The organism is Streptomyces sp. NPDC002690 (genome assembly GCF_053592415.1).
The window spans coordinates 1,730-3,103 of the sequence record NZ_JBSFVR010000567.1; the positions used below are offsets into that span (position 1 = coordinate 1,730).

Genomic DNA, 1,374 nt, shown 5'->3' on the forward strand with positions numbered 1-1,374 from the left:
CAGGCTGCCTTCAGTCCGGTCCCAGTGAACTCGGCCTTTGGGTCGGGGTGATGGGTGGCTGGTTGTTGTTTGAGAACTGCACAGTGGACGCGAGCATCTGTGGCCAAGTTTTTAAGGGCGCACGGTGGATGCCTTGGCACCAGGAACCGATGAAGGACGTGGGAGGCCACGATAGTCCCCGGGGAGCTGTCAACCTAGCTTTGATCCGGGGGTTTCCGAATGGGGAAACCCGGCAGTCGTCATGGGCTGTCACCCACTGCTGAACACATAGGCAGTGTGGAGGGAACGAGGGGAAGTGAAACATCTCAGTACCCTCAGGAAGAGAAAACAACCGTGATTCCGGGAGTAGTGGCGAGCGAAACTGGATCAGGCCAAACCGTATGTGTGTGATACCCGGCAGGGGTTGCGCATGCGGGGTTGTGGGATCTCTCTTTCACAGTCTGCCGGCTGTGAGACGAGTCAGAAACCGTTGATGTAGGCGAAGGACATGCGAAAGGTCCGGCGTAGAGGGTAAGACCCCCGTAGCTGAAACATCAACGGCTCGTTTGAGAGACACCCAAGTAGCACGGGGCCCGAGAAATCCCGTGTGAATCTGGCGGGACCACCCGCTAAGCCTAAATATTCCCTGGTGACCGATAGCGGATAGTACCGTGAGGGAATGGTGAAAAGTACCGCGGGAGCGGAGTGAAATAGTACCTGAAACCGTGTGCCTACAAGCCGTGGGAGCGTCGCTGTATGTGCTTGCACATGCAGTCGTGACTGCGTGCCTTTTGAAGAATGAGCCTGCGAGTTAGCGGTGTGTAGCGAGGTTAACCCGTGTGGGGAAGCCGTAGCGAAAGCGAGTCCGAATAGGGCGATTGAGTTGCACGCTCTAGACCCGAAGCGGAGTGATCTAGCCATGGGCAGGTTGAAGCGGAGGTAAGACTTCGTGGAGGACCGAACCCACCAGGGTTGAAAACCTGGGGGATGACCTGTGGTTAGGGGTGAAAGGCCAATCAAACTCCGTGATAGCTGGTTCTCCCCGAAATGCATTTAGGTGCAGCGTCGTGTGTTTCTTGCCGGAGGTAGAGCACTGGATAGGCGATGGGCCCCAACGGGTTACTGACCTTAGCCAAACTCCGAATGCCGGTAAGTGAGAGCGCGGCAGTGAGACTGTGGGGGATAAGCTCCATGGTCGAGAGGGAAACAGCCCAGAGCATCGACTAAGGCCCCTAAGCGTACGCTAAGTGGGAAAGGATGTGGAGTCGCAGAGACAACCAGGAGGTTGGCTTAGAAGCAGCCACCCTTGAAAGAGTGCGTAATAGCTCACTGGTCAAGTGATTCCGCGCCGACAATGTAGCGGGGCTCAAGCGTACCGCCGAAGTCGTGTCATTC

The 1,374-nt window shown here is 56.6% G+C and carries 1 rRNA gene; it reads left to right on the forward strand.

Annotated elements, in window-relative coordinates:
* Positions 1-101: 101 nt before the first annotated feature.
* Positions 102-1,374, forward strand: a 23S ribosomal RNA gene (locus ACWD3D_RS35245); the annotation flags it as partial.